This is a genomic window from Monashia sp. HAY1-2A, assembly GCF_056755315.1.
Map to the genome: position 1 here is coordinate 1 of NZ_JBNDHY010000583.1, position 252 is coordinate 252.

A 252-nucleotide genomic window follows, 5' to 3' on the forward strand; every position below is an offset into this window, starting at 1 on the left:
GCTTCAGCGTTCCAAACAAAGAGAAGCCGAAGAGCTGGTTGGTCCACATGTCGAAGCCGCCAAGCGCCACGCCGATTGCGGTGCCGAACTTCGACCACAGCGGCTTGACGTCGCGCACCCTCTTCAGGTCCTTGCCGATGTCGCTGGCACGCCAGTCGGTCTCGATCTCGACGACCTCGTCATTGGCGCGGCCCGCCGCGATCGCAGCAGCGATCCTGTCGGCCGCCAGCATGCCCGAGAGCACCGCATTAT

1 protein-coding gene is annotated in these 252 nt (G+C 63.9%); it reads right to left on the minus strand.

Annotated elements, in window-relative coordinates; genetic code table 11:
• Positions 1-252: hypothetical protein (locus ACPYOM_RS23145; RefSeq protein ID WP_481347765.1), on the minus strand; the 252-nt coding region annotated here is incomplete at both ends.